General features: G+C 32.1%; 21 protein-coding genes and 1 pseudogene. 18 read left to right on the top strand and 4 right to left on the bottom strand.

What is annotated here, in order from left to right; all coding sequences use genetic code 11:
* Positions 1-28: 28 nt before the first annotated feature.
* From P8F83_RS15170 to P8F83_RS15105, 14 genes are all read left to right on the top strand, one after another.
* Positions 29-1,168 (top strand): acyl-CoA dehydrogenase, encoded by a 1,140-nt coding sequence (locus tag P8F83_RS15170; protein ID WP_326511782.1) that lies wholly within the window; start codon positions 29-31, stop codon positions 1,166-1,168.
* A 19-nt stretch (positions 1,169-1,187) separates the two neighbouring features.
* Positions 1,188-1,967, top strand: a complete 780-nt coding sequence (locus P8F83_RS15165) for an electron transfer flavoprotein subunit beta/FixA family protein (protein ID WP_315113487.1) — start codon at positions 1,188-1,190, stop codon at positions 1,965-1,967.
* 18 nt (positions 1,968-1,985) lie between these two features.
* Positions 1,986-2,996, top strand: a complete 1,011-nt coding sequence (locus tag P8F83_RS15160) for an electron transfer flavoprotein subunit alpha/FixB family protein (RefSeq protein WP_315113483.1) — start codon at positions 1,986-1,988, stop codon at positions 2,994-2,996.
* Between the two features lie 88 nt (positions 2,997-3,084).
* Positions 3,085-3,933, top strand: coding sequence for a 3-hydroxybutyryl-CoA dehydrogenase (locus tag P8F83_RS15155; RefSeq protein WP_021800324.1), 849 nt, complete (start codon positions 3,085-3,087; stop codon positions 3,931-3,933).
* A gap of 131 nt (positions 3,934-4,064) precedes the next feature.
* Positions 4,065-5,408, top strand: a complete 1,344-nt coding sequence (locus tag P8F83_RS15150) for a sigma-54 interaction domain-containing protein (RefSeq protein WP_326511781.1) — start codon at positions 4,065-4,067, stop codon at positions 5,406-5,408.
* Positions 5,409-5,668: 260 nt separating this feature from the next.
* Entirely contained in the window at positions 5,669-7,024 is a 1,356-nt protein-coding gene (locus tag P8F83_RS15145; RefSeq protein WP_326511780.1) for an acyclic terpene utilization AtuA family protein, read from the top strand.
* 2 nt (positions 7,025-7,026) lie between these two features.
* The gene (locus tag P8F83_RS15140; RefSeq protein WP_326511779.1) at positions 7,027-7,326 is read left to right on the top strand and encodes an AtuA-related protein; all 300 of its coding nucleotides are present in this window, start codon (positions 7,027-7,029) and stop codon (positions 7,324-7,326) included.
* 22 nt (positions 7,327-7,348) lie between these two features.
* Positions 7,349-7,999 carry a 3-oxoacid CoA-transferase subunit A gene (locus tag P8F83_RS15135; RefSeq protein WP_326511778.1) on the top strand — a complete coding sequence of 217 codons (651 nt, stop codon included), beginning with the start codon at positions 7,349-7,351 and terminating at the stop codon, positions 7,997-7,999.
* Position 8,000: 1 nt separating this feature from the next.
* Positions 8,001-8,657 carry a 3-oxoacid CoA-transferase subunit B gene (locus P8F83_RS15130; protein ID WP_326511777.1) on the top strand — a complete coding sequence of 219 codons (657 nt, stop codon included), beginning with the start codon at positions 8,001-8,003 and terminating at the stop codon, positions 8,655-8,657.
* Between the two features lie 33 nt (positions 8,658-8,690).
* Positions 8,691-9,443, top strand: coding sequence for a carbohydrate deacetylase (locus P8F83_RS15125; protein WP_326511776.1), 753 nt, complete (start codon positions 8,691-8,693; stop codon positions 9,441-9,443).
* A gap of 16 nt (positions 9,444-9,459) precedes the next feature.
* Positions 9,460-9,765 (top strand): PTS sugar transporter subunit IIB, encoded by a 306-nt coding sequence (locus P8F83_RS15120; protein WP_021800331.1) that lies wholly within the window; start codon positions 9,460-9,462, stop codon positions 9,763-9,765.
* 47 nt (positions 9,766-9,812) lie between these two features.
* Positions 9,813-10,136, top strand: a complete 324-nt coding sequence (locus tag P8F83_RS15115; protein WP_326514851.1) for a PTS lactose/cellobiose transporter subunit IIA — start codon at positions 9,813-9,815, stop codon at positions 10,134-10,136.
* A gap of 41 nt (positions 10,137-10,177) precedes the next feature.
* On the top strand, positions 10,178-11,467 hold the full coding sequence (locus P8F83_RS15110) for a PTS sugar transporter subunit IIC (RefSeq protein ID WP_326511775.1): 1,290 nt from the start codon (positions 10,178-10,180) through the stop codon (positions 11,465-11,467).
* Positions 11,468-11,546: 79 nt separating this feature from the next.
* On the top strand, positions 11,547-12,827 hold the full coding sequence (locus tag P8F83_RS15105; RefSeq protein ID WP_326511774.1) for a neutral/alkaline non-lysosomal ceramidase N-terminal domain-containing protein: 1,281 nt from the start codon (positions 11,547-11,549) through the stop codon (positions 12,825-12,827).
* Positions 12,828-12,912: 85 nt separating this feature from the next.
* Here the strand turns inward: P8F83_RS15105 and ilvA are convergent, their stop codons facing one another.
* The gene (gene ilvA, locus P8F83_RS15100) at positions 12,913-14,112 is read right to left on the bottom strand and encodes a threonine ammonia-lyase (RefSeq protein ID WP_326511773.1); all 1,200 of its coding nucleotides are present in this window, start codon (positions 14,110-14,112) and stop codon (positions 12,913-12,915) included.
* 201 nt (positions 14,113-14,313) lie between these two features.
* Between ilvA and P8F83_RS15095 the strand changes: the two genes are divergently transcribed.
* The 3 genes from P8F83_RS15095 (at position 14,314) to gltA (ending at position 17,927) form a co-directional block, all read left to right on the top strand.
* A complete protein-coding gene (locus P8F83_RS15095; RefSeq protein WP_315113451.1) occupies positions 14,314-15,480 on the top strand; it encodes an iron-containing alcohol dehydrogenase in 1,167 nt (388 codons plus the stop codon).
* A gap of 171 nt (positions 15,481-15,651) precedes the next feature.
* Complete coding sequence (locus P8F83_RS15090) at positions 15,652-16,542, top strand: sulfide/dihydroorotate dehydrogenase-like FAD/NAD-binding protein (RefSeq protein WP_326511772.1); 891 nt, start codon at positions 15,652-15,654, stop codon at positions 16,540-16,542.
* Positions 16,542-17,927, top strand: coding sequence for an NADPH-dependent glutamate synthase (gene gltA, locus P8F83_RS15085; protein WP_326511771.1), 1,386 nt, complete (start codon positions 16,542-16,544; stop codon positions 17,925-17,927). The genes P8F83_RS15090 and gltA overlap by 1 nt, the downstream gene beginning before the upstream one ends.
* 212 nt (positions 17,928-18,139) lie before the next feature.
* Here gltA and P8F83_RS15080 read toward each other — a convergent pair.
* Both P8F83_RS15080 and P8F83_RS15075 read right to left on the bottom strand, forming a co-directional pair.
* Positions 18,140-19,338, bottom strand: a pseudogene (locus tag P8F83_RS15080) (IS3 family transposase).
* A 438-nt stretch (positions 19,339-19,776) separates the two neighbouring features.
* Positions 19,777-20,823, bottom strand: a complete 1,047-nt coding sequence (locus P8F83_RS15075) for a bifunctional transcriptional activator/DNA repair enzyme AdaA (protein ID WP_326511770.1) — start codon at positions 20,821-20,823, stop codon at positions 19,777-19,779.
* 235 nt (positions 20,824-21,058) lie between these two features.
* On the opposite strand from P8F83_RS15075, the gene P8F83_RS15070 reads away from it, so the two are divergent.
* Positions 21,059-21,958, top strand: a complete 900-nt coding sequence (locus P8F83_RS15070; protein WP_326511769.1) for a DNA-3-methyladenine glycosylase family protein — start codon at positions 21,059-21,061, stop codon at positions 21,956-21,958.
* A 64-nt stretch (positions 21,959-22,022) separates the two neighbouring features.
* Here the strand turns inward: P8F83_RS15070 and P8F83_RS15065 are convergent, their stop codons facing one another.
* The gene (locus tag P8F83_RS15065; protein ID WP_326511768.1) at positions 22,023-22,316 is read right to left on the bottom strand and encodes an HNH endonuclease; all 294 of its coding nucleotides are present in this window, start codon (positions 22,314-22,316) and stop codon (positions 22,023-22,025) included.
* Between the last annotated feature and the right edge of the window lie 22 nt (positions 22,317-22,338).

Here is a 22,338-nt window from a genome sequence, read left to right as displayed (position 1 = left end):
TTAAGGTACGAATTAAGGAGGTAAAAATATGAATTTCGCATTGACAAAAGAACAACAATTAGTAAGACAAATGGTTAGAGAATTTGCATTAAATGAAGTAAAGCCTATAGCAGGTGAAATTGATGAAACAGAAGAGTTTCCAATGGAAAACACTAAAAAGATGGCTAAACTTGGAATGTTAGGTATTCCATTTAAAAAAGAATATGGTGGAGCTGGTGGAGACACCTTATCATATATAATGACAGTAGAAGAATTATCAAAGGTATGTGGAACTCACGGAGTTATAGTTTCAGCTCATACTTCATTATGTGCATGTGTAGTTGACGCATTTGGTAATGCAGCACAAAAAGAAAAATATCTTCCAGCATTAGCTAAAGGTGAAAAACTTGGTGCTTTCGGATTAACTGAACCAGGTGCTGGTACAGATGCATCAGGACAACAAACTACTGCTGTTTTAGATGGAGATAATTATATATTAAACGGATCAAAAATATTCATAACAAATGGTGGAGTTGCAGAAACTTTCATAATATTTGCTATGACAGATAGAAGCAAAGGAACAAAAGGAATATCTGCTTTCATAGTAGAAAAAAGCTTCCCAGGATTCTCAATAGGTAAATTAGAAAACAAGATGGGTATAAGAGCATCTTCAACTACAGAACTTATCATGGAAAACTGTATAGTTCCAAAAGAAAACTTATTAGGAGCTGAAGGAAAAGGCTTTGGTATAGCAATGAAAACTCTTGATGGAGGAAGAATTGGTATAGCTGCTCAAGCATTAGGACTTGCTGCAGGAGCTTTAGAAGAAGCAATTGCTTACATGCAAGAAAGAAAACAATTTGGTAGACCACTTTCAGCATTCCAAGGATTACAATGGATGATAGCTGATATGGATGTTAAAGTAGAAGCTGCAAGACAACTTGTTTATAAAGCTGCATGGCTTAAAGATCAAGGGATTCCATATTCATTAGATGCTGCAAGAGCAAAATTATTTGCGTCAGAAGTAGCTATGGAAGTAACAACTAAAGCAGTTCAAATATTTGGTGGATACGGATATACTAAAGAATATCCAGTAGAAAGATTAATGAGAGATGCTAAGATAACTGAAATCTATGAAGGAACTTCAGAAGTTCAAAGAATGGTTATCGCTGCAAATGTTATAAAGTAATTAAGGGAGGCTTAATAATATGAAAATAGTAGTTTGTTTAAAGCAAGTTCCAGATACAACAGCTGTAAGAATAGATCCAAAAACAGGAACACTTATAAGAGATGGAGTTCCATCAATTATAAATCCAGAAGATAAACACGCATTAGAAGAAGCATTAGTTCTTAAAGAAACTTACGGAGCAACAGTTACAATAGTAAGTATGGGACCTCCACAAGCAAAGGATGCTTTAAGAGAAGCATTATCTATGGGAGCAGATGAAGCTATATTAATAACTGATAGAGCATTTGCAGGATCAGATACGCTTGCAACTTCAAAAGCATTAGCAGGAGTTTTAAAGAAATTAGAATACGATATAATATTTGCTGGAAGACAAGCGATTGATGGAGATACTGCACAAGTTGGACCAGAAATAGCTGAACATTTAAATATTCCACAAGTAACTTACGTTCAAGAAGTAAAAGTAAATGGTGATTTATTAACTATAAACAGAGCATTAGAAGATGGATATGAATTAGTTGAAGTAAAAACACCAGTATTATTAACAGCAATAAAAGAATTAAATAAACCAAGATATATGAACATCGCAAGTATATTTGATACTAAAGATGCTGAAATAAAAGTTTGGTCAGTGAATGATATTGATGTAGATAAAGCTGAGCTTGGATTGCCAGGTTCTCCAACTAAGGTTAAGAAATCTATGACTAAGGAAACTAAGGGAGCTGGAGAATTAGTTGAAAAACCAGCAAAAGAAGCAGCTAGTTACGTTTTAGAAAAATTAAAAGAAAAACACTACATCTAATATTAGGAGGTAAGAGTAATGAGTAATATAGCAGATTACAAAGGAGTTTGGGTTTTCGCTGAGCAAAGAGAAGGAGAACTTCAAAAGGTTTCTCTTGAATTATTAGGCGAAGGTAGAAAAATTGCAGATAAATTAGGAGTAAAACTTACGGCTTTACTTCTTGGAAATAATGTATCAAATTTAGTAGAAGAATTAGCTACTCATGGAGCAGACGAAGTTTTAGTAGCTGAACATGAATTACTAACTCATTATACAACTGACGGATATACAAAGGTTATTTGTGACCTTGCAAATGATAGAAAACCAGAAATATTATTTATAGGAGCTACATTTGTAGGAAGAGATTTAGGTCCTAGAGTAGCAGCTAGATTAACAACTGGATTAACAGCAGACTGTACTTCATTAGATATAGATGAAAATGGAAAGTTCTTATTAGCTACAAGACCAGCTTTTGGTGGTAACTTAATGGCTACTATAGCTTGTCAAGATCATAGACCACAAATGGCTACAGTAAGACCTGGTGTTTTCTCAAAATCAGAAAAAGCTGGAAACAATGCTGAAATAATAAAAGTTGACGTTAAACTTACACAAGAAGATGTAAGAACAAAAGTTATAGAAATAGTTAAAGAGAAAAAAGATATAGTTGATATAAGTGAAGCTAATTTCATAGTTTCTGGTGGTAGAGGAGTTGGATCTAAAGAAAACTTCAAACTATTAGAAGAATTAGCAGAAGCTTTAGGTGGAACTGTTGGTGGTTCAAGAGCAGCTATAGAAAAAGAATGGTTAGATAAAAATTTACAAGTAGGTCAAACAGGAAAAACAGTTAGACCAACTATATATATAGCATGTGGTATATCAGGAGCTATACAACACGTTGCTGGTATGCAAGATTCCGATTTAATAATAGCAGTAAACAAAGATGCTAATGCACCTATAATGAAGTTAGCTGACTATGCTATAGTTGGAGATTTAACAAAAGTTCTTCCAGAATTAACAGCTCAAGTAAAAGCATTAAAAGAAAATGCATAATTGTTAATTACCTAAATTTAGGTTACAATAATATAGGGGGAGAAATCCCCCCCTTAGAAAATACCTTAAAATAATGGAGGTTAGTAATATGGAAAAGATTTTTGTTCTTGGTGCAGGTACTATGGGAGCAGGTATTGTTCAAGCGTTTGCACAAAAAGGTTTTGAAGTAATAGTAAGAGATATTAAAGATGAATTTGTAGATAGAGGACTTGCTGGAATTCAAAAGAATGTTGAAAAGTTAGCAGCAAAAGGAAAAATAACTGAAGAAGATAAGGATGCAATCCTTTCAAGAATTTCAGGAACTACTGATTTAAATTTAGCAGCTGATTGTGATTTAGTTGTTGAAGCAGCAGTAGAAAACATGAAGATTAAAAGAGAAATATTCGCTCAATTAGATGAGATTTGTAAGCCAGAAACTATTTTAGCTTCAAATACTTCATCTCTTTCAATAACAGAAGTAGCAGCAGCTACAAAAAGACCAGATAAAGTTATAGGAATGCATTTCTTCAACCCAGCACCTATAATGAAATTGGTTGAAGTAATCAGAGGAATGGCTACTTCAAATGAAACTTTTGAAGCAGTTAAAGAAGTTTCTGTAGCTATTGGTAAAGAACCAGTAGAAGTAGCAGAAGCTCCAGGATTTGTTGTAAACAGAATCCTTATCCCTATGATTAATGAAGCAGTAGGAATACTTGCAGAAGATATTGCTTCTGCAGAAGACATAGATACAGCTATGAAACTTGGTGCTAATCACCCAATGGGACCTTTAGCATTAGGAGACCTTATAGGTCTAGATGTTTGTCTAGCTATCATGGATGTACTTTACACTGAAACAGGTGACACTAAGTACAGAGCTCACTCACTTCTAAGAAAGTATGTTAGAGCTGGATGGTTAGGAAGAAAGAGTGGAAGAGGATTCCACAACTACAACGCTTAATTTAGCTTACATTTTACCACTATATAAATCCAAAGAATCCCCTTGCAATTTATTGCAGGGGGATTTTTTATTACAGCTAAATAAATTTTAGGGTATAATTTATATTAAGAATATAAAAACAGGAGAAAACTATGAAAATTAATGAATGGCAAATGAATATATTTGACTCTTTGTATGATGGAGTACTTATAGCAGATAGAGAGTTCAAGGTTGTATATATAAATCCAGCATATACTAGAATTACAAATGTAAATTATGAGGATATAATAGGAAAAGAAATAAGTGAAGTTAGATTAGGAAGTAAACTACCAGAGGTAATTTCAAGTGGAAAGAAACTAATAGGGATTAAAAGAAAGGTTTCAGGTATAGAGTATATAGTTAATATAGTTCCTATAATAGAGAATAATGATATAGTCGGCGGCATTTCTATATTGAATGAAATTAACGATATATATAAATTAGTTGAGGAATTAAGAAAGTCAAATGATATAATAAAGGATTTAAAAGATAAAGTTAAAAATATAGGAAATCAAGCTAGATATGTTTTTGACGATATAGTTGGAGAAGATCTTAAGACAATTGAAACAAAAGCACTTGCGATTAAGATAGCAAAAAAAGATTTAAATGTTTTAATAACTGGAGAAAGCGGAACTGGAAAAGAGCTTATTGCGCAGGCAATACATAATGAAAGTGAAAGAAGGAATAAGCCCTTTGTAGCTATAAACTGTGCAACTTTAGAAAGTAACTTTTTAGAGAGTGAGTTATTTGGATATTCTGAAGGTGCATTCACTGGAGCAAAAAAGGGTGGTAAAAGAGGACTGTTTTTAGAAGCCAGTGGTGGAACTCTATTTTTAGATGAGTTATCAGAGATGGATTATAAACTTCAAGCAAAACTATTAAGAACTCTTCAAGAAAATATTATTAGACCTATAGGAGGAGTATCGGAAATTCCTATTGATGTCAGAATAATAGCAGCAACCAACAGAAACTTAGAAACAATGATAGAAAACAATGCATTTAGAAGAGATTTATACTATAGAATAGCTATATTTACAGTAAACTTGCTTCCTTTAAGAGAAAGAAGAAAAGATATAATACCTCTATCAAAGAATTTTTTAAAAAGAATTGAAAAGAAATTCAGAAAAGATTTATCTCTAAATGAAGAAGTGTTGAAGTTACTAGAAAGTTTTAAGTGGTCAGGTAATGTGAGAGAGTTAAAAAATGCAATAGAATTTGCGGCAATGATGACTGAGGATAATGAAATAAAAATCAGTGATCTTCCCAAAAAGATTCAGGAGGAAGGGTTTATACATAATCTAATTCCTATTAAAACTTTAGAGGATATAATAAAAGAAACTGAAAAAAATGAAATTGAAAAAGCAATAAAACTATATGGAGATACTGTTGAAGGGAAAAAATTAGCCGCAAAGGCTTTAGGAATTTCTTTAGCATCTTTATACAATAAAATTAAATAACGAGAGAGTATAACCTCTTTCTAGAATATTAGAAACTTTAAGGAATGATTTCTAATATTTTAGAAAGAGGTTTATTGTATATATTTACAGAGCTTGTAAAAGGATTTCACAAAGTTATGATAATAAGTTTCTAAAATTTTAGAAATTCATAAACAATATAGAAATAAAAATCAGAGAAACAGTGCAGTTTAGCAGTTAAAAACTTTGGCATAATACTTGCTTATATAGATATATGTGATTGCAGTAAAGGAGGGTTAGTTTTGAAAAAAGTTAGAGTAGGATCTGGAGCAGGATATGGTGGAGATAGAATAGAGCCAGCTGTAGATATTATGACTTATGGAAATCTAGACTATATAATTTTTGAATGCTTAGCTGAAAGAACTATATCTTTAGCACAGCTAGAAAAATTAAAAGATAAAAATAAAGGGTATAACGAACTATTAGAATATAGAATGGAAAAAATAATACCTTTATGTGTAGAAAAAAAGGTCAAAGTAATTACTAATATGGGTGCTGCAAATCCATTAGCAGCAGCAGAAGTTGTAAAAAGAATAGCAGAAGAAAAGAATATTAAAAATCTAAAAATAGCTGCAGTACTTGGAGACGATGTATTTAGTGAAATAAAGAGTTATATGGATTATGAAATTATTGAAACAGGTGAAAAAATTGAATCCATTAAAGATAAGATAATTTCTGCTAATGCCTATATAGGAGTTAAAGGAATAATAGAAGCTTTAGAAAATAATGCAGACATCATAATTACAGGAAGAGTAGCAGATCCTGCATTAGTATTAGCTCCATTAATTTATGAGTTTGGGTGGAAAGAAGATGAGTATGATAAACTTGCAAAAGGGATAGTGGCAGGACATTTACTAGAATGTGGTGCTCAAGTATGCGGAGGATATTATGCTGATCCAGGATATAAGGATGTACCAGACTTATGGAATATAGGATTTCCTATAGCTGATATTTATGAAGACGGAGAAATTAATCTATCAAAACTTGAAAAGTCTGGAGGAGTAATTTCTACAGAAACTTGTAAAGAACAATTGATATATGAGATTCATGATCCTGAAAATTACCTTACACCTGACGTTATAGCAGATTTTTCAGAAATAAGTGTTGAAGATATAGGAAAAGATAGAGTTTCAATAAAAGGAGCCAAAGGTAAAAAGAAGACCGGTTTACTAAAAAGCAGTGTAGGGTATAAAGATTGTTACATTGGTGAAGGTGAAATAAGCTACGGTGGCTCAGGAGCATATGAAAGAGCAAAGTTAGCTGGAGATGTAATAAAGAAAAGACTAGAATATATAAAGCTTCCTATTGAAGAATTAAGAATAGATTTTATTGGAGTTAATTCTCTATTTAAAGATAAAATTAGTGAAAGCATAAGTAATTTTAGAAGTGATTATACAGAGGTTAGATTAAGAGTAGCGGCTAGAACTAAAACAAAAGAAGATGCAAAAATAATAGGAAATGAAGTCGAAGCCTTATATACAAATGGACCAGCAGCTGGTGGTGGAGTTAGAAAATATGTCAGAGAAATAATTTCTATAGCTTCAATATTAATACCAGAAGAGTCCATAAAAACTGAAGTTGTTTATAGGGAGGTATAATTATGAAACTAAGGGAGATAGCCCATTCAAGAACTGGTGATAAAGGAAATATATCTAATATCTCATTAATTGTTTATGACATGGATGACTACGAAAAAATAAAAGCCTATGTTACAGAGGAAAAAGTAAAAGCATGGTTTCATGAAATTGTAAAAGGTGAAGTAAAAAGATATGAACTCCCAAAACTTGGAGCACTTAACTTTGTACTTGAAAAAGCTTTAGGTGGTGGGGTTACTAAATCTTTAGCCATTGATATGCATGGTAAAACATTGAGTTCTGCACTTTTAGAGATGGAAATTTGATTTATAAATAGGAGATTTTTTAATGAATAAGCTAACATCAGTTAATGAAGTTATAAAAAAGATTAAAGATGGCAATTCAATTATGGTTGGAGGATTTTTAAAAAATGGACATCCAGAAGTATTAGTTAATGCTTTATCTGATTCAGAAGTAAAAAATTTAACCATCATATCTAATGATACAGGAACAACTGAATGTGCCTTATATAAAGTAATAGCAAATAGGCAGGCATCTAGAATAATAGCATCCTATATAGGTGCTAATCCAGAGACGGGCAAGCTATTAATGAGTGGAGAAGCTGATGTTCAACTATTTCCTCAAGGAACCCTTGCAGAAAAGATAAGAGCAGGGGGCGCTGGATTGGGAGGATTTCTAACACCAGTGGGAGTAGGAACAATAGTTGAAGAAGGAAAACAGAAACTTAAAGTTAATGAAATAGAATATTTACTAGAACTACCCTTAAAAGCTGATGTTGCACTTATTAGAGCACACAAAGCAGATAAACATGGCAATCTTAGTTTTAAAGGTTCAACTAGAAACTTTAATGCAATAATGGCTATGGCAGCAGATTATGTTGCAGTAGAGGTTGAGGAATATGTTGATGAAATAGATCCAACTCATGTTGTGGTACCAGGCATACTTATAGATGCTATTGTAAAGGTAGGTGAAGCGTAACATGGATAAAAGAGAACTTATTGCAAGAAGAGTAGCTCAAGAGTTTAGAGATGGAAATGTAGTAAACTTAGGCATAGGAATACCAACTTTAGCTGCAAACTACATAACAAAAGATATTCAGGTTGTACTTCAATCGGAAAACGGAATATTAGGTTTAGGTCCAGAGAGCAGTGAAGATACAATAGATGAAAGTATTGTAGATGCTGGGGGAAAGCCAAAGACTATAGTTCAAGGCGGGTCATTTTTTGATAGCTCATTCTCATTTTCTCTAATAAGAGGTGGACATGTTGATATAACAGTTTTAGGAGCTCTTGAAGTTGATGAAGAAGGAAACCTGTCAAACTGGATGATACCTAACAAAAAAGTTCCAGGCATGGGTGGAGCTATGGATCTAGTAGTAGGTGCTAAAAAAACGATAATTGCAATGGAACACGTAAATAGAGATGGAAAGCCTAAAATATTAGAAAAATGTGTACTTCCACTTACAGCTGCAAAGCAAGTAAATAAAATAATAACTGACCTTTCAGTAATTGACGTGGTTAAAGGTGAGGGGTTAGTGCTTAGAGAAATAGCAGAAGGACTAACTTTAGAAGAGTTAAAAAGCTTAACTCATGCAAAGTTTCATATAGCGAAAGATCTGAAAATAATTGCTTTATAAATTCTTAAATTTATATGTTTAGGGAGGAAAAAAATGAGACTAATTATTAATGCTGATGACTTTGGATTAACTTTAGGAATATCTAAAGGTATAATCGAAGGATTAAAAAATGGAGTAATAACGGATACGTCAGCTATGGTTAATTCAGCATATTTTGAAGAAAGTTTGGCTTTAGCTAAAGCAGCTGGAATCAAATCTATGGGAGTTCATTTAAATATAACTGCTTTAAAGCCTATAAGTAAGCCTCAGGATGTAAAAACAATAATAGATTCACAAGGTAGTTTCTATAAAAATCCTAAATTAATACCTAAGGGTTATAGCTATCAGGAAATAGAAAAAGAACTTAAAGCGCAGATAGAAAAATTTCTGTACACAGGACTAGCCTTAGATCATTTAGATGTACATCATGGATTTAATGCAATGGAAGAAAAATTATTTACCTTAGTAATGAATTTAGCAAAAGAATATAAGGTACCTTTGAGAAAAAATACAGAGGAATTTAAAGCGTTAGCTGACAAAGAAGTTAAAAGACCTGATTACTTCATTAAAGAATTTTATGGTGATAATGTTACTATAGAAAAACTTAAAGAGATCTTACTTAAGTATAAGGATTTTGAAGGAACTGTAGAGATGATGACACATCCAGGTTTTGCAGATGAAGAGATAATGAAGATATCAAGTTACAATAAACACCGTGAAGAAGAATTAAGAGTTTTAACAAGTAGTGAAATAAAAGAACTTATAAATAAAAGCAATATTGAATTAGTTAATTATAAATCATTATAACAAAGGAGAGATAAGGATGAAAATTTTATTAGTTTGTGCAGCAGGAATGTCTACAAGCTTAGTTGTACAAAAAATGCAGAAAAATCTAAAGGATAATGAACAAGATTGGGTGATTGAAGCAAAGGCAGCAGAAGAATTTAACGATGTAGTTAAAGAATATGATGTAGTACTTTTAGGACCTCAAATAAGATTTAAAAAAGCAGAATTTGAAAATGTTGCAAAACAATACAATATTCCAGTAGATGTAATAAACATGACTGATTATGGTATGTGCAGAGGCGATAAGGTATTAGAACAAGCAAGAAAATTAGGGAATAAATAATTAGAATAATATATGCAGTTTATAAGGAGATATAGAAAATGAATGATATGGAAGAAATAATTTTTCAATTAATAACATATTCAGGAGCTGCAAGAAGTTCAGTTTTTGAAGCAATGAGCGCAGCATCTGAAGGTGACTTTGAAAAGTCTAAAGAATTAATGGAAGAAGCAAGAAAAGAACTATTAAGTTCTCATAAAATACAAACTAATTTGATACAAAAGGAAGCAGGGGGAGATAAAACAGAAGTAAACTTACTTTTAGTACATGCTCAAGATCATCTAATGACATCAATATTAGCTAGAGACCTTATAGAAAAGATGATAGAGATGGAAGAAAAAATTAAGGATTTAGAAAGCAAAATAATAACTTAAATGAAATCGGTTAAAAAATACAATTATCAGGAGGGAAATTAATGAACGGTCAAAGTTTAATGGAAAAGTTCAGTGGATTCTTAGAAAAATATTTAATGCCTATAGGAGATAAAATCAGTGGGCAAAAACATTTAAAAGCAGTAAGAGATGGTATGATGGCAATAGTTCCTCTTACAATCATAGGTGGATTATTTTTAGTTGTTGCAGCGCCGCCAGTAAGTGCAGATGTATTTGCATGGAGCCCAAAGGTTCAAGGAATGCTTTTATTACCGTATACAATGACAATGGCTATAATGTCTATATTTGCAACAATGGCTATAGCTTATAGTTTGGCAGAACAATATAATTTAAACAAATTAAATTCTAGTATAATAACAGGAATTGTATTTTTATTACTTTGTGCACCAGCTCAAACAATAATACCAACAGGAGCTGAAAAAGGAATGTCAGTGTTAGCAGCTACATATTTAGATGCTAAAGGACTATTTACAGGAATAATAATTGCAATAGGCGTTGTAGAAATAATAAGATTCTTAAAGGTTAAGAAAATTACTATTAAAATGCCAGACGGAGTACCACCAGCAGTATCGGCATCATTTGACTCAATTATACCATTAGCAGTATCAATAATTGTATTCTACGGAATAAGCGTTATATTACAAGCAAACTTTGGATTATCAGTACCACAAGTTATCAATAAGCTATTAACTCCAGCATTAAATGCTTCAGATTCACTTCCATTTATACTATTTGCTATATTAATGATGAAATTATTCTGGCTTTTAGGAATTCATGGAGCAAGTATAATGAGTGGTTTAGTTACACCAATAATGACTGCAAACCTTATGACAAATGCAGCATTATCTGCTGGTGGAGAAAGCCCAGTTAAGATATTTACAAGCGTATTTATGTCTTGTTATGCTATTAATAATATAGCACCAGCAGTACTTTCTATGAGAAGTAAAAGTGCTCACTTAAAAGCTATAGGTAAGGTAGCTATATTACCAGCAATATTTAATATAGGGGAACCATTAGTATTTGGATTACCTTATGTACTAAATCCAATATTAGCAATACCTTTTTTAGTTACACCTGTTATAAACATATCACTAGCATACTTTGCAGTAAGTACAGGATTAGTTGGAAAAGCAATTATAGAGCCACCATTTACTACTCCAGGACCTCTATATGCCTTCCTTGCAACTGTTGACTATAAAGCAATTATATTATGGCTTGTACTTTTAACTATATCATTTATAACATTTTATCCATTCTTTAAAATTTATGATAAAGAATTATTGAAAAAAGAACAAGAAGAAGCAGAAGCTTAAAAATATGTAGACAGTCCCTTCTTTTAAGAATAATAAAAGAGGGGAACTCGTCTTTATTAAGAAAGATAGGAGTGATTATATGGAGATTTCATTTTCACAGGAAAAATTTGATTTAAAGGTAGGAATGAAAATAGCTGGCTATGGTGGAAGAGTAGCTTGTGGTGTAAATGATGACTTAAAAGCAAGAGTAATAGTTTTTAAAGAAGATGGAGAATTTTATCCCTTAATACAATTAGACCTTTTAGCTATAGACTATTATTTTTCTGATTTAATAAAGAAAAATATAGAAGAAAAATTAGCTATAAAAAAAGAAAATATAATGATTAACTGTTCACATACTCACTCAGGTATTGCAGGAGTTGTTAATACTGATTTAAATATAAATAAAAGATATTTAGGAACCTTTGATAAATTTAACGAAGATTTAGCTAATAGTATCATAGAGAAAATAATAACTTCTATAGAAAAATCTCAAAACTCTATGGAGAAGTTTAAAATATATTATAATAGAAAAACAGTAGAAGGAATATGTACAGATAGAAACAATCCTTCAAATTATATAGATAATTTATTACAGACTATAAACATAGAAACTGAAAGTAAAAGAAAAGCAGTAATATATAACTACGCTTGTCATCCTACAGTTATGGAAGGTGCAAACAAATATATAACTGCTGATTTTGTAGGAGAAACCTCAAAAGTTTTAGAAGATAGTGGAGTGGCTGTAGCTATGTTTTATAATGGGGCTTGTGGAAACATAAGCACTAGATTTACTAAAAAAGAATCCTCTTTTAATGAAGTTAAGAGAATTGGAGGGACTTTAGGCAAAGAAGTCCTGAATCTAATTACGGATACTAATGAAGAGCTAGAATTGTCTAAAATAACAATTAGATCAAAAACTATTTCATTAAAAGTTAAAAAAATCGGCACTGAGGAAAGTATAAGAGCTAAAATGTCTCAGATAGAAGTAAAAATAAAGGAAGCTTTAGACAAAGGCTTAGATAAAAATAGTATAAAACCTTACTATTTTGAACTAGAAGGAGCAAGAAGAAATCTAGACTTATTAGGAAGTTTTGAAGATATCAAAACAATAGATTTAAAAGTGAGTTTCATAAAAGCTAATGATGTTTACATGGTTTATATTCCCGGGGAATTATTTTCATCATTAGGTGATAAGATTAAAAATGAATTTTCTGATAAAAAGGTTATTATAGTAACTTATAGTAACGGTTATATAGGATATATTCCAGATGAAGAGGCTTATGAAAAAGGATGTTTTGAAGTTATGCTTTCACCCCTTGATAAGGGTGAGGGTGAGAAATTAGTTTATGATGTAATAGAGATGATAAAGGAAATTTAGCAATGGTTTCTTAAAGTAGAATAAAATAATTAAATACATGGATATATAAAAGAGAGCAGCTTTAAAAGTGACTGCTCTCTTTTATCTAATAAACATGATTTATTACATATCCATTTTTAGATAACTCGTTTTTAATTGTTTCTATATGTGAGTGGCCATTGGTTTCAACTGTAACTTCTAGAAGTACATTTTTAAGTCTGTCTATAGCCTTAAATTGATTATGTTCAAGCTGGATTACATTAGCTCTAACTGAAGTTAATATTCTTGAAATTTCTAATAGTTGTCCAGGAGTATCAGGAAGTTCAACTGAAAAACAGAAAAGTCTTCCTCTAGATACTAGACCAGAATTAATAAGTGCTGAGATAGTAACCATATCTATGTTTCCACCACTTATAATAGAAACAATCTTTTTATTTTCTAGATTTAATTTCTTTAAAGCAGCTAATGAAGCTACACCAGAAGCCTCAGCCAAAAGTTTATGTTTTTCTGTAAGAAGAATGAAGCTTTCTGCTATATCTGCATCAGATACTGTTACTATATCGTCAACATAGGTTTTTATAAATTCATAGGTTAAATCACCAGGCACCCTAACAGCTATACCATCTGCTATTGTGCTAACCGTATCGAGGCTTATTAAAGAACCTTTTTTAAAGGATAGTTCCATAGCATTAGCTCCCTCTGCCTGAACACCTATTACTTTAATAGAAGGTTTTAATTCTTTTGCAGCTAAGGCAATACCACTAATGAGTCCCCCTCCGCCTATTGGACAAACTATTACATCTATATCGTCTATCTCTTCAAGAATTTCTAAAGCAAGGGTTCCTTGTCCTAGTATTACATCTATGTCGTTAAAAGGGTGAAGAAAATATAATCCGTCTTCTTCCTCAATTCTTCTAGCTTCAGCGTAGGCATCGTCATACACGTTTCCATGAAGAACTACCTCTCCACCAAAGTTTTTAGTAGATTGAATTTTTATAAGTGGAGTAGTTTTAGGCATAACTATTTTTGACTTAACACCTTCAAGTGTTGCAGCATAAGCCACACCTTGAGCATGATTACCTGCAGATGAGCATACAACTCCCTTAGATTTTTGCTCTTCAGTTAATGAACGAAGTTTGTTTAAAGCTCCTCTTAATTTATAGGCTCCAGTTAATTGAAGATTTTCGCACTTCATATAAACCTTGTTATTTGTTTCTTTAGAAAAAATATCGCTATACATTATGGGAGTCTTTATAACTACATCCTTTATTGTATTTCTAGCCTCTTTTATTTTGTCCAAATACATTGTTCTGCCCCCTTATGAATAAGTTACTGTAGAATATTATAGCACATATAAGGAAGAATTTATTACATAATTAAGAGTATATTATTTCAACAATTTATTAAATATTATAAGACATATTGTTAAGATTATCACAGAGGTATATAATATATATTGTGGTAAATGTAGGATAAAATGAGGGAATTTATTTTGAGGAGGATGTATATGAACAGATTTACTTTGCCAAGAGATTTGTATTTCGGATCAGGCTCAATGGAGTATTTAAAGACTCTAAAAGGTAAAAAAGCAATTATAGCTGTAGGTGGAGGATCCATGAAGAAGTTTGGATTCTTAGACAAGGCTATAAGCTACTTAGAAGAGGCAGGAATAGAAACTAAACTTATCGAAGGAATTGAACCAGATCCATCAGTAGAAACAGTATTCAAAGGTGCAGAATTAATGAGAGAATTTGAACCAGATTGGATTATAGCTATGGGTGGTGGCTCACCAATTGATGCTGCCAAAGCTATGTGGGTATTCTACGAACATCCAGAAAAAACTTTTGATGATATAAAAGATCCTTTCACTATTCCAGAACTAAGAAATAAAGCTAGATTTTTAGCAATACCTTCCACTTCAGGAACAGCTACAGAAGTAACTGCTTTCTCTGTAATAACAGACTATAAGACAGAAATAAAATACCCATTAGCGGATTATAATATAACACCAGATGTTGCTATAGTTGATCCAGACCTTGCTGAAACTATGCCTAAAAAGTTAACAGCTCATACAGGAATGGATGCTTTAACTCATGCTATAGAAGCATATGTAGCAACTTTAAATTCACCTTTCTCAGATCCTTTAGCAATAAAAGCTATACAAATGGTTTATGAACACCTATTTGATTCTTATAATGAGGATAAGTCTTCGAGAGAACAAATGCATTATGCTCAATGTTTAGCAGGAATGGCATTTACAAATGCACTACTTGGAATAACTCATTCTATGGCCCATAAATCAGGAGCAGTATTCCATATACCTCACGGTTGCGCTAATGCAATATACCTTCCATATGTTATAGATTTTAATAAAAAGGCATGTATGGATAGATATGCTCATATAGCTAAATGTGCAGGCTTAAAGGGTGAAACTGATGAAGAATTAGTAGATTCTTTAACAGAATCAATTAGAGAATTAAATAGAAAAATGGATATTCCACTTTCATTACAAGAGTATGGAATTGATGAAAATTTATTTAAAGAAAAAGCAGCACTTATGGCTGAAAGAGCTGTAGCTGATGCTTGTACTGGATCTAATCCAAGAACAATAGATAAAGAACAAATGCAAAAAGTGTATGAATGTGCTTACTACGGAACTAAAGTAGATTTCTAATAATTAATTAGCTTAGGGGAATAGATTCTCTTAAGCTAATTTCTCTATATAATTTAATGATTGATACTAAAATAAGAAAAACATTAATAAATTAATTAAAGAATAACGAAAAATATGTTAATATATTATCATGGCAAAAGTTTTATTAATAGATAATCTGGGGGGATATGTGTGTACAAGATAGTTAAAAAAAGACAACTAAACGAAAATATCTATCTAATGGATATAGAAGCACCAAGAGTAGCAAAATCATCAAGTCCAGGACAATTTATCATAGTTAAGATGGATGAAAAAGGTGAAAGAATTCCATTAACCATATGTGATTATGACGCTGAAGCTGGAACAGTAACAATAGTGTTCCAAACCTTAGGTGGATCAACACAAAAAATGGCTACTTACAATGAAGGAGATTACTTCCATGACTTTGTAGGCCCACTTGGAGTACCTTCAGAAATGGTACATGAAGATTTAGAGGAGTTAAAGAAAAAGAAAATAGTGTTTATAGCAGGTGGAGTTGGAACAGCACCAGTATATCCACAAGTTAAGTGGCTAAACTCAAAAGGAATTAATGTTGATGTTATAGTAGGGGCAAAAAGTAAAGACATATTAATATTAGAAGAAGAAATGAGAGAAGTAGCAGGAAACCTATATATAGCAACAGATGACGGTTCCTATGGACATAAAGGATTAGTAACAGAAGTACTTAAAGATTTAGTACAAAATCAAGGAAAAGAATATGACTTAGTAGTAGCAATAGGACCTATGATAATGATGAAGTTCGTATGTTTACTAACTAAAGAGTTAGATATAAATACAATAGTAAGTTTAAACCCAATCATGGTAGATGGAACAGGAATGTGTGGAGCTTGCAGAGTAACTGTGGGAAACGAAGTTAAGTTCGCCTGTGTAGATGGTCCAGAATTTGATGGACACCTAGTAAACTTTGATGAAGCAATGAGAAGACAAGCTATGTACAAGACTCAAGAAGGAAGAGTGGAACTTAAAAAAGTCGAAGGGGATACCCACCATGCCAAAAACTGTGGCTGCGGAGGTGAAGAATAATGGATAGAATGAAAAGAATACCTATAGCTGAACAAGCACCTGAGGTAAGAGCAAAAAACTTCGAAGAAGTATGTTTAGGTTACACAGATGAAGAAGCTAACCTAGAAGCCTCAAGATGTTTAAACTGTAAAAAACCTAGATGTGTAGATAAATGTCCAGTATCTATTAACATACCAGCCTTTATACAAAAGGTGAAAGATGGAGACATAAAAGCAGCAGCAGAAGTAATAGCAGAAGCATCCTCACTTCCAGCAGTATGCGGAAGAGTATGTCCTCAAGAAAGCCAATGTGAGGGACAATGTGTACTAGGCGTAAAAGGTGAAGCTGTAGCTATAGGAAAGCTTGAAAGATTCGTAGCTGACTGGACTAGAGAAAACAATGTAGATATCTCTAAAAAAGCTGAACCAAACGGCAAAAAAGTAGCAGTAGTAGGGGCAGGTCCAGCAGGATTAACCTGTGCGGGAGATTTAGCAAGACTAGGTTATGAAGTTAAGATATTTGAAGCATTACATGAACCAGGTGGAGTATTAGTATACGGAATACCAGAGTTTAGACTACCAAAGGAAACAGTAGTAAAAACAGAAATAGAAAATGTAAAGAAACTTGGAGTAGAAATAGAAACTAACGTTATCGTAGGAAGAACAATAACAATAGATCAGCTATTCGAAGAAGAAGGATTTGAAGCAGTATTCGTAGGCTCCGGAGCAGGACTTCCAAAGTTCATGGGAATACCAGGAGAAAATGCAAACGGAGTACTATCTGCAAATGAATTCCTAACAAGAAGCAATCTAATGAAAGCCTTCAAAGAAGGTTACGACACTCCTATAAGAGTTGGAGATAGAGTAGCAGTAGTTGGCGGTGGAAATGTTGCAATGGATGCAGCAAGAACAGCTTTAAGACTAGGAGCAGAAGTTCATATAGTATATAGAAGAAGCGAAGCAGAGCTTCCAGCAAGAGTAGAAGAAGTACACCATGCAAAAGAAGAAGGAATAATCTTTGACCTTCTAACAAACCCAGTAGAAATACAACAAGACGAAAAAGGCTGGGTTACAGGGATGAAGTGCATAAGAATGGAGCTAGGGGAACCTGATGCCTCAGGCAGAAGAAAACCAGTAGAAGTAGAAGGTTCAGAATTCATAATGCCACTAGACACAGTAATAATGTCTCTAGGAACATCGCCAAACCCACTAATATCTTCAACAACAAAAGGACTAGAAATAAATAAAAGAAGATGTCTAGTAGTTGAAGAAGAAACAGGAAAAACAACAAAAGACGGAGTATACGCAGGCGGAGACGCAGTAACGGGAGCTGCAACAGTAATCCTAGCAATGGGAGCAGGAAAAAGAGCTGCTAATGGAATCCATGAATATTTAAGTAAAAGATAAAGATAAGACTGTAGAGCTAACTTAAAAGGTTGGTTTTACAGTCTTTTTAGATACTACCCATAATATATAAAATATTCAGCAATTAAAGTTTTTGCTAATAAAAATTAAAATAAATCAACTTTTTTATGAAATATTGAATAAAGGGTAGGCAGAAAAAGTAGACTACCCTATGGTTGTGGACCTAGGTCAATATTTTGGACACATTTTAATTCTTAAATTATCATCCTAAAAAGATCTTCTTTCATTTGCGGAGTGATATAACCGATAGAACCATGAATTCTTTTACGGTTATACCAGGATTCAATAAAAATAAATAAATCTAATTTTGCACTTTCATAATCATAATATTGAACATTGTTAACTTGTTCTTTCTTTAAAATGGAATGAAAAGACTCTATGCAGGCATTATCATAAGGACATGCTTTTCTACTATTTGAGGCTTTCATTCTATATTTTTTTAGTCTATTAATAAACTCTGTACTTGTGTATTGAACTCCAAGATCAGAGTGAAAAATAAGCGATTCAGTTGGCTTTTGGATTTTATATGCATTATCTAAAGCAGCTATTACTACAGAAGAATCCATAGTCTTTGAAAATGAGTAGCCAACTATCTTTCTCGTATACAAGTCCATAATAGAAGCTAAGTAGCACCATCCGTCCTTTAATGTATGAATGTAAGTTATATCCCCTACCCATTTCTCATTTAGTTTAGTAGTTTTAAAGTCCTGTTTTAGTAAATTTACCCGTTCTAACACTTTCTTACTAGACTTTACTGGTCTAAATTTTTTAACTACTATAGAACGAATATTTAACTCTTTCATTAATCTTTGAACTCGCTTAATACTTATATAAGAACCAGATTGTTCAAGAGACTTTTGTATTTTAGGAGCACCATATCTACATTTATTTTCGTTATAAATTTTAAGTATTTTTTCTTTCAATACTCTGTTTTCCGATTCCCTCTGGGACGGAGTATGGTGATAAGATTGGTAGTAAGTACTCTTAGGCATATTCAGCAATTTACACATAAGCCTTACTGGATAAATTCCATGATTATCATCAATAAATTTAATTACAGCTCTTGATCCTTTGAGAATATGGCGATAGCTTTTTTGGCTAAAGCCCGCCTTTGGTGTAATATTTCAAGTTCCATTTTAATTCGTTCATTTTCTTTCTTTAATTTTGCGACCTCTTTAGAGTTTTCTTTGTTCTTCTCTTCAGTGGCTTTACTCTTTTTAGCTATAACAGGCTTTTGGGATATTTTCTGCTTAACTTGAGCACTATTAGTCCAGTTATTTAGAGTAGCTTTTGATACGCCATATTCTTCACATATATCTTTAATTGGTTTTCCAGTATTATAAACTTCCACTACCATTTTCTTAAAATCTTCTGTATAAGTCTTTCTTCTCACTTGGACACACCTCTCTTAACTTTAATTATAAATAATTATTAAAATGTGTCCATAAAACTATACTAGCACCAGTTGAATGGTTGAATGGTTGAATGGTTGAATGGTTGAATGTCGTAATGTAGCAATATCCTAATATCCTAATATCCTAATGTCTTAATGTCGTAATATCACAATGCCTTAATGTCCTAATATCGCAATATCGTAATGTCGCAATTTATTATGTTGAGACCAAACGGAATTTAATGGAGCTGAGGAGAGCTCCTACAGGGCATAGGTGCGTAATGTAGCAATGTCCTAATGTCGTAATAACGCTATATCATAATATAGTAATTATATTGTATTATGTTGAGACTAAAAGGAATTTCATTAAATTAGTATCCTTTCAAGAGCAAATTTAATAGTATATAAGTATAGCGTAAAATGAGTCGAAAAATACTCTTAAAAGGAATACTTTTCTAGCTCTAATAGGTATTTTTTTCTTTCAACTCCACCAGCGTAACCTCCTAAATTGCCATTAGTTTTTATTACTCTATGGCAAGGGATGATAATAGCTAATTGATTTGCACCATTTGCATTACCTACTGCTCTGACGAAGTTTTTGTTTCCTAATTTATTAGCAATGTCTTGATAGGTGCAGGTTGTACCAGAGGGTATTGTCTCAAGGATTTCCCACACTTGTTTTTGAAATGGTGATCCATCTTTAAATAAGGGGATTGAAAAAGTTTGTAGTTTCTTTTGGAAGTATAATTTCAACTGTTCTTCAAGATTACTGTTAACTTCAGTTTGTCCGGGTATTATTCTAGCATTGTGTTTATTGCGCAATTTCTCAATTTCCTTCTCTAAGCCTCTTCTATCCATAAACTCTAGTAAATATAGATAATTTGCATCAGATAAACTTATCATTCGTCCAATAGGTGTTGAGATTATATTTGCATTTATAAGCGTAGCCTTAGTTTTCTTTGGAGGGTTTCCCATAATCTTTGTAAAGGCATCGTTAAAGCCACTTGAGGATTCATATCCTAGTGACAATTGCTGATCTATCACTTTATCTCCAGCTAATATTTGCTTAAAGGCCAACCCCATTCTCCTAGAACGAGCATATTGAACAAAAGTCATACCGTAAACATCCTTAAATTTTCTTCTTGCTGTAGCAGAATGAATTCCAAGTTCATGGAAATCTGATTCCTTCCATTTCTTTTCAGGATTTTTTTCAACTTCCTTAACTAATAGTGTTACTTCTTCAGGGATGTCATTTGGATAGGAGAGTGGATTACATATTTTACATGGACGAAATCCAGATAATAATGCTTCTTCCGCAGTTAAATAAAATTCGCAGTTCTCGAACTTTGGTTTTCTAGCTGTACATGTTGCATGACAGAATATTCCTGTTGTTTTAATACCAGCAAAAAAAGTCCCATCATACTCAGGGTTTTTATCTAACAAGGCCTTATAAAATTCTTTCTTTTTATCCTCTAAAGTAATCATATGTTTCTCCCCATTCTATTTATTATTACAATTTGTGCATAATTTTATTATAAAGAATAATTATAAAAATATCTTTCGAAAAATTAACAAGTATTTTTGTACTTATTAAAAAAGCCAAAATATGCTATAATATGATATAATAAATTGTAGAATACTTAATGTGATTTCATGCAAGAATAAAGAAATAGGTAGAATTTTAAATATATATAGAATTAAGAGAGGTAAGGTTTGAGGAATGGATTTTAAAAATGTAGAGTTTTTAGATGATAAAGTAATTTTAAAAGAATGCAGAAACTTTAATATAAAACAGACCTTTGAATGTGGCCAATGTTTTAGATGGGAAAAGACTAAAGATAACACTTACATCGGAGTTGTTTATGGCAAAGTAATTGAGCTTGAGCAAAAAGAGGATACTATAATAATTCATAATACTAACAAAGAAGATTTTGAGAACATATGGATAGATTATTTTGATTTAGAAAGAGACTACGGCAGCATAAAGGAAGAGTTATCTAAGGATGAACTTTTAAATAAAGCTGTTGAATATGGATATGGAATAAGATTATTAAATCAAGATCAATTTGAATTGGTAGTGAGCTTTATAATATCTGCGAGAAACTCTATTCCAGTAATAATGAAAACTATTAAAAAGATATCTGAAAGATGGGGAAAAGAATTAGAGTATAAAGGGAATACTTATTACGCATTTCCTACTCCTAATGAGCTTAGAAAAGCAAGCTTAGATGAAATTAGAGATACTGGAGCTTCCTTTAGAAGTAAATACATAGTTGATACTGTAGAAAAGGTTAATGTGGCTATTGAAGCGGGAAATGATAGTGAATTTAGTTTAGATAGAATAAAGAGTTTAAGTGATGATGAGTGTCATGTTGAACTTCAAAAGTTTCAAGGGGTTGGAGCAAAAGTTGCAGATTGTATAATGCTTTTTTCTATGAGAAAATACTCATCTTTCCCAGTTGATGTATGGGTAAAAAGAGCTATGCAACATTTTTATTTAGCACCAGATGTGTCATTACCTAAAATAAGAATATTTGCGAGAGATAAATTTAAAGAACTTTCTGGGTTTGCTCAACAGTATCTATTCTATTATGCAAGAGAAAATAATATTAAATTGTAATACAAAATTTGTAATACATGTATATGTAATACATCGGAAAGAGGGTCGAGTACTCTCTTTTCTTTTATCTCTTTTTACGTACATTTCTTGATTTCTTTATATTTATATGGCTGTCACCAGGATGTTTTTTTATAAATTTTAAGTAACGTTTAATTTTTTCATCTTCTTTAAGTAATGATAGTTTATATAGGTGTAGTGCTAGTTCTTTATTAGAATATAAAGCATGAATCTGAGCATGGCAGGGTTTGCATATCATTATAGTTCCAAGATGTCTTCCACCTTCTTCTCTAGGAATTAAATGATGTTCTGTTAGTTCTGAAACTTCTCTTTCACATAATGCGCAAATAAAAGTGTTCATAAAACCTCCAATAAAATAAGTT

It is taken from the genome of Clostridium intestinale (assembly GCF_035905475.1).
Lineage (GTDB): Bacteria > Bacillota > Clostridia > Clostridiales > Clostridiaceae > Clostridium_T > Clostridium_T intestinale.
The sequence above is the reverse complement of the archived record's forward strand: the minus strand, read 5'-3'. Positions and strand labels throughout refer to the sequence as shown.